Genomic DNA, 7,198 nt, shown 5'->3' with positions numbered 1-7,198 from the left:
TCGTGCCACCTTCAGACAAGGAAGAGCCAAAAAGGCAAGGTCGTGTCCGAAGTCGTGTCAACCTTCGGACTAAGTAGAGCTCTAAAAGCAAAGTCGTGTCAATATCTTAAATGAAGCGAAAGTAGCTTAGAATATTTCTAAGCTTTTTTTGTATCTAATCCGATAAAGTCCGTATAAAAAATATCAAGTGAAAAATCAATAATAATAATATGATTTAACTGTAAAGGAGGGAAATGAGATGTTACAAGAGTTTAACCATTTAATGGATTACATCGAAAGACATTTAACGGAGGAAATCTCTGGAAAAGAAATATCAAAAATAGTTGGGCTATCCGATTATCATTTTAAAAGAATGTTTTCGTATATGGCTGGAATGACATTGAATGAGTATATCAAAAACAGAAGATTATCCAAAGCGAATGTTGAATTAATAAACGGTGCAAAAGTGACGGATGTTGCCTATAAATATGGCTATCAATCAATCGAAGGATTTTCAAGAGCCTTTCGTGAATGGTGCGGCTTCTTACCTTCAGAAGTAACGAAAAATAAAATCCAAAAATCATTTCCCAAATTTTCATTCTTTATAGATATTAGGGGAGGAACTTCCATGGAATTCAAAATTGAAAAGAAAGAGAGATTTAATATCATAGGTGTAGCAAAAAGGGTGCCGATACAATTCGAAGGTGTCAATCATGCAATTTTAGAACTAGCCCAGTCCATTACTGAACAACAAAGAAATGAAATGCATCAATTAGCTGATTTATATCCTCATCAAGTCTTGAATGTATCATATAATTTTGATGATGGATATTTGGAGGAAAAAGGTTACTTAACGCATATGATTGGTTTTGCAACGACAAAAGAAAATCCATTCGATGATTTAGAACAACTTTCGATCAAAGATAGTTTATGGGCAATCTTCCCTAATCAAGGCCCATTCCCTGCTACCCTTCAAGAAACGACGGCAAAAATTTATTCGGAATGGCTGCCATCTTCAGGTTATGAAATAGCTGATCTTCCTGGCATTTCTTTTACAAAGCATGATGGTACTTATGAAAATGTATATAGCGAAATATGGATGCCAATAAAGGAAAGAAGTAACCTTAATCATAAGTCTAAGGAATAAAACCTCATTTAGCTACTTCACAGAGAACCGTACCATAAATAGTGATATTGCAGAAAGTAAGCGAACAGTGCCTGCCACTGTTCGCATTTTTTATGCGGCATAGTGTTTCTAACTAACCTTTTTATACTTATAATTAAACTAATTTAACAATCTAGAAAAGTGAGTGAATAAGAATGGCAATTTTAAAAAATGATTGGGCGCCTTTATTGGAGGAGGAATTTGAGAAACCGTATTATCAACAATTAAGGAAAAAACTACAGACAGAATATCAAACAAAGGTCATTTATCCAGATCAACATGATATTTTTAATGCGCTCCACTACACTTCCTATAAAGATACGAAAGTAGTGATTATCGGTCAGGATCCCTATCATGGACTTGGACAAGCCCATGGTTTAAGTTTTTCCGTAAAACCGGGAATAAAAATCCCGCCATCTCTACGCAATATTTATAAGGAACTGCAAGAAGATGTGGGTTGCTCGATTCCGAATCATGGGTATCTAGTGGAGTGGGCAAAACAGGGAGTATTAATGCTAAATGCAGTGCTGACTGTACAGGCCGGAAATGCAAACTCACATAAAGGTCTTGGTTGGGAGATGTTCACAAATAGAGTTATAGAGATATTGAATCAAAGAGAAGAACCTGTCGTATTCATCCTGTGGGGTAATTTCGCACAGCAGAAACAACAATTGATTACCTCACCGCAGCACTTCATTATTAAATCTCCTCACCCGAGTCCGCTTTCTGCACATAATGGTTTCTTCGGCAGCCGGCCGTTTTCAAAAGCTAATGGGTCTTTGAGGGAGATTGGGAGTATGGAGATTGATTGGCAAATTAATGATCTTTAGGTAAAGGTAATGGTACTACGAAACATCATAGATATCACCTTTTTAAGTTAAAGTCGACACACTGTTTGCAAGCCAAGTTCAACCCATAGGTATGTTCTTTGGTTTAATAAAAATCTAATTCATTGGAGATTATGATACGGTCACCCTATTGTAAATAAGTGAGGTAGAACCTATTAGTAGGTGTAGGCTTCTAATGGGATAATAAAAACCTCATATCAATATGACATCATTTCATAGGCTCAAGACGATAGGATCTTTTATTCTTCATTGAATAGAAGATCTTTTTATTTATTCCCATATATTGTACAATTTTTTTATATCCAAATAATAACATTATGGTATTAACAATATAGTCAGGGGAATTTCAATGGATACGGTCGAAAAGAAGTTAATAGTGAATTCCGATAAAGGGAATTTATTAAGAGAATTAGTGAGATCCATGAATGAGTGTGAGCGGTTTTATTTTAGTGTAGCTTTTATTAACTTTAGTGGTCTTCAACTTTTACTTGACCCTTTAAAGGAAGCCGAAGAAAAGGGTGTTAAAGGGAAAATCATTACTTCAACTTATCTAAATTTTACGGATGCAAAGGCATTGGAAAAGATTAGAGAATTCAATAATGTGGATTTAAAGGTTTTTGTTACAGATAAAGAGATTGGTTTTCACACGAAGGCATACATATTCGAATACAAAGATAGTTATAAAGTCATTATTGGTTCTTCTAATATCACTCAGAGTGCTTTGAAGAGTAATATCGAATGGAATGTTGAAATTATTACTAAAGATAATGGCCGGTTTATTCAGGATGTTTTAAAGGAATATGAATATCTTTGGAATATGAGTGAAGTTGCGGACGAAGATTTTATTAGTAGATATGAAGAGTTTCTTAAGAGCTTTAAGGATACAAAACAATCAAGGAACTTGATATATGAAAATAAAAACTACATTGTCCCAAATCGAATGCAAAGACGAGCTACGGAAAATTTAGAGAGACTGAGAAGCTTTGGAGAGAAAAAGGCGCTTGTAATTGCAGCGACAGGTACAGGTAAAACCTATATGTCAGCATTTGATGTCAAGAGCTTTAAGCCAAAGAAACTACTTTTTATTGTCCATAGAGAAGAAATCTTGAAAAAAGCCAAGGAAACCTTTGAACTTCTATTACCAAATGAAGGGCTATCCTTTGGTCTGCTCACTGGTAACTATAAACAGAAAGATGTTGATTATGTATTTGCTACCATTCAAACCATGTCTAAATGTTACCATGAATTTAAAAGGGATGAATTTGAATATCTAATCATTGATGAAGCCCATCATGCGACTAGCCCAACCTATCAAACAGTATTAGATTATTTTAAACCTGAATTTACATTAGGAATGACTGCAACACCAGAGCGCAGTGATGGATATAATGTTTTTGACCTTTTTGATAATAATGTAGCAATAGAGGTCCGCTTGCATGAGGCGCTTGAGGACGAGCTAGTTATTCCTTTTCACTACTTTGGAATAACGGATATTGAAGGTATAGATTTGAGTGATGTGAACATCGACGATATCGCTGAAATCACAAAAAGGTTAAAAGTTAATGAAAGAGTCGATTTTATTATTGAGAAAATGGACTTCTATGGTCATGACGGTGAAAAAAGAAAGGGACTAGGTTTTTGCGCCAGTATTGAGCATGCACAGTACATGGCTAGTGAATTCAATAAAAGAGGTTATCAGAGTGTTTGTTTACATGGTGGAGACTCACCCGAAACAAGAGAACGATTTATTTATCAATTAGAAAGTGACCATGACGAATTAGAATTCATTTTTACAGTGGATATCTTTAATGAAGGTGTGGATATTCCATCTGTAAATACTGTACTAATGTTAAGGCCAACTAATTCTCCCATTGTTTTTATTCAGCAGCTGGGAAGAGGGCTACGGAAACATGGAGAAAAGACTTTCTTAACAGTACTCGATTTCATTGGGAACCATAACAAAACTTTCCTAATTGCATTGGCATTAAACGGAAGCCGTTATTATGATAAAGAAAGCTTGAAGGTAGCAGTTGCAACAGGATTCGCTAATATACCTGGGTGTACCCATATTCAAATGGATAAAATAACTCAGGAGAGAATATTGACTCAGATTGATAGAGAAAACTTCAATTCAATGAAGTACCTCAAGGAAGAGTACTTTGAATTTAAGAAACTTAATCAGGGTCGTATACCATTGATGCTATTGGATTATCTGAAATATGATGGAGCACCGGATCCTGTTAAATTCATTGATCGGGAAAAAACATATATACAATTTGTGGCCAAAGTGGAGAAGGATGATTATTTAAAGGAACTTTTACAAAATGAGGCATTTGAGGGGACTTTAAAAGAATTGTCAAGCAAGCTTCCAGTTAAGCGAATTTATGAGTTTGTTATCATTCGATATTTATTAGAGCATGATGAAATAGATCTTGAAATTGCAAAGAGACAAATCAAAAAGATGATAACTGAAGTTGATGATGATAGCGTTCTACATGCCTTTGAGTGCTTGAATCAAAACTACTATGATAGTGTCCAAATAAAGAATAAGCCGAAATTAGTTCATTATAGCGATGGCAAACTTACTAAATCTACACTTTTTAAAAAGCTATTGGAAAATGAAGATTACAGGAAGTTTATCGAAGATATTATTACCTATGGAACCTTCCGATATGAAAAGGAATTTAAAGCTGAATATTACGGGGTTCCACAATTTAAACTTTATGAGCAATATCAAATGGTGGATGCAGCTTTATTGTCTAACTATCGTAAAATTCACAGTTCCTTTAGAGGGTCAGGATTGCTAGCAAATGGGAATGAGTATTTTCTGTTTATTGATTTACACAAAGAAGAGGATGTAAAAGAAAGTATTAATTACAAAGATAAATTTATTAGTCCTCATGAGTTTCAATGGCAATCAGTGAATAATACCACACAGCAGTCCGAAAGAGGGAAAAATATTATCTTCAATAAACAACGTGGTATCAATCTTCACTTGTTTATTCGTAAGTATAGAGAGATTGATGGGAAGACGGAACCCTATATCTATATTGGAAAAGGGAATTCTATTTATTTCGAAGGTGACAAACCAATTACGGTAAGAATGGAATTAGAAAATGAGGTACCGGCAAACCTATATACAGAGTTTACAGAAAAAGTGTAGTCTTCTCATCTGAGAAGACTACTTTTCTTGAATTAACTGCTCAACAGCGGGAATATCAGCTGGTGCCCACTTGAGTGAATCTAGATTCTCTCTTTTTAACCAGATTAACTTGGAATGTTCACTCGGAGTTGGCGTACCTTCAACAACTTTACATTTAATCGAAATCAAATTTATTATAAATGTTTCATATTCATGGGTGTTGTCGTTAAAGATTTCTTTTGTTGTTTCAATCTTACATTCTAATTCTTCATCTATTTCTCTCACTAGTGCCGAATAAATATCCTCATTTGCTTCCACTTTCCCACCAGGAAACTCCCACATATTGGGGATCGACATTTCTGGAGATCTTAACGCGCATAATATTTCGTTATTTTCATTTTCAATAACAGCAGCTACTACTTTTACAAGTTTTTTCATGATAGTCTCCTTATATTATAGTTATAATCATAATAATATCATTTTTCAAACAGCCCTGTTTGTAAAAGCATAAAGTGTTTAAACAATTTAGTTTTCAATGATAAAATTCCTATTATTACAAAGATAAATAAGGGTGATAATATGCTGAAATGTTCATGGTGTATGAAAAAGTTTAAGAGCGGAAAACCAATTTATGGGCAAAACGTAAAGTTTGTTGAAGGATAGAAGATTACGGATTCATCAGGAAGAATTGTACATATACATCTTGAGTCAAGGAACACAAGTGTACCAATGTTAGTCCCTGGTAAAGGCTCTGAAGCAGATAAACAAGGAATCGATGGTATTTTTCCTATTTGTAGTGAGAAATGTGGAGAAAAAATGAGGGACGCATTATCAAAGGAAATTAGCACTATCCAATCAGTTGATAATACAATTCAATTGTAATTAGCCTAAGTGTGATTTTTACTAGAAAGGGATCCTAGAGGATGTACAAACTTATCCTAAACAAAATCGCCCCATTAAGAACTCTAACTTTTTTAGGGTTCTTTATTGTTTTACGTCACTTTTTACTTCCTATAAAAATTGGTAATAAAGAGAGTTTAGTCCTGTGCTCAAATGAAGGATATTCCAGACCTGAACAGAATATGTATGTAACAAGGTAATAAGCAATGCTAGATACAGCTAAGTCGTTTGATAACAGAAAAAGAATTGTATTTTCAAGGGGATGGACGTATGATTGTTGATTGCCATTTTCATGTGGATGAAACAATGTTGACTCTAGAAAAAATGATAGAGGGTATGGATGAGAATGATGTATCGAAAACAGCGCTCATTGCTCCCATGAACGAAACAATGTTTGAAGTGGAAAGCACTTATCAACAAAATTTACAAAGGTTTTTCCGTTTTCTAATACTTCATGCACCTCAAATTGGACTCGAAATTTACGATGGGCTAGTGAAGGATGGCTTTTTCAAACTTTATGGCCACTCATATAAGATTTTTACCATGCCGAGGAATGATGTTGTTGCCGCTGCCATTAATAGATTTCCAGACCGGTTTCTAGGATGGGCAGCAATAAACCCGATGATTTCTCAATCATTGGAAGAAGTAGAGTCATATCTTACTAAACCGGGTTTTATTGGGGTGAAAGCTCATCCGTTCATGCATGAATATAGTATTAATGCACTTGATACCGTTGCCGCTATGTGTGAATCAAAGGGCATACCTATGATTATTCATTTATCATCAGAACGAGACTCATATAAATATTTACCTGAAAAGTACCCTAATCTTAAATTAATTTATGCTCATGCTGGACTCCCTTTTTGGAAAAAACTATGGGATTATATTAAGGATAAACCCAATGTATTTGTCGATACATCAAGCGATTATCTGAATGCATCAATTGTAATGAAGGCAGTGGAATCTTTAGGATATCGAAAAGTTTTGTTTGGCTGCGACGGCCCATATGGAATGAAAAAATTTAATGATGATTTTGATTATTCTTCAAAAAAAGCTTGGATTGAATCACTTCAAATTTCTGATAATCAAAAGGAATATATCTTTGGAAAAAGCTTTATAGGATTGATTGATTAAACTCAAAACTCAATCTCAACTTCTCAAAAT

At 34.4% G+C, this 7,198-nt stretch carries 5 protein-coding genes; 4 read left to right on the top strand and 1 reads right to left on the bottom strand.

The annotated features are described in order from the left end of the window. Positions 1-238 precede the first annotated feature (238 nt). From BANA01_RS18440 to BANA01_RS18430, 3 genes are all read left to right on the top strand, one after another. Complete coding sequence (locus BANA01_RS18440; RefSeq protein ID WP_034675853.1) at positions 239-1,126, top strand: AraC family transcriptional regulator; 888 nt, start codon at positions 239-241, stop codon at positions 1,124-1,126. A gap of 173 nt (positions 1,127-1,299) precedes the next feature. Continuing rightward, positions 1,300-1,974 (top strand): uracil-DNA glycosylase, encoded by a 675-nt coding sequence (locus BANA01_RS18435; RefSeq protein WP_034675851.1) that lies wholly within the window; start codon positions 1,300-1,302, stop codon positions 1,972-1,974. A gap of 367 nt (positions 1,975-2,341) precedes the next feature. Then, complete coding sequence (locus BANA01_RS18430) at positions 2,342-5,155, top strand: DEAD/DEAH box helicase (protein ID WP_034675848.1); 2,814 nt, start codon at positions 2,342-2,344, stop codon at positions 5,153-5,155. Between the two features lie 18 nt (positions 5,156-5,173). On the opposite strand, the gene BANA01_RS18425 is transcribed toward BANA01_RS18430, so the two are convergent. Next, on the bottom strand, positions 5,174-5,572 hold the full coding sequence (locus tag BANA01_RS18425; protein ID WP_034675845.1) for a (deoxy)nucleoside triphosphate pyrophosphohydrolase: 399 nt from the start codon (positions 5,570-5,572) through the stop codon (positions 5,174-5,176). 690 nt (positions 5,573-6,262) lie between these two features. Here BANA01_RS18425 and BANA01_RS18420 point away from each other — a divergent pair. Then, positions 6,263-7,168, top strand: coding sequence for an amidohydrolase family protein (locus BANA01_RS18420; protein ID WP_169803721.1), 906 nt, complete (start codon positions 6,263-6,265; stop codon positions 7,166-7,168). The last annotated feature ends 30 nt before the right edge of the window (positions 7,169-7,198 follow it).

The sequence above is a fragment of the Neobacillus niacini NBRC 15566 genome (genome assembly GCF_001591505.1).
Classification (GTDB): Bacteria; Bacillota; Bacilli; order Bacillales; family Cytobacillaceae; genus Neobacillus; species Neobacillus niacini.
Note: the sequence above shows the minus strand (reverse complement) of the source record. Positions and strands in the feature narration are given on the sequence as shown.

Bases quoted from the DNA above. Each gene is read 5' to 3' on its own strand.
- BANA01_RS18440 (WP_034675853.1), top strand. From the start codon at position 239: ATGTTACAAGAGTTTAACCATTTAATGGATTACATCGAAAGACATTTA.
- BANA01_RS18435 (WP_034675851.1), top strand. From the start codon at position 1,300: ATGGCAATTTTAAAAAATGATTGGGCGCCTTTATTGGAGGAGGAATTT.
- BANA01_RS18430 (WP_034675848.1), top strand. From the start codon at position 2,342: ATGGATACGGTCGAAAAGAAGTTAATAGTGAATTCCGATAAAGGGAAT.
- BANA01_RS18425 (WP_034675845.1), bottom strand. From the start codon at position 5,572: ATGAAAAAACTTGTAAAAGTAGTAGCTGCTGTTATTGAAAATGAAAAT.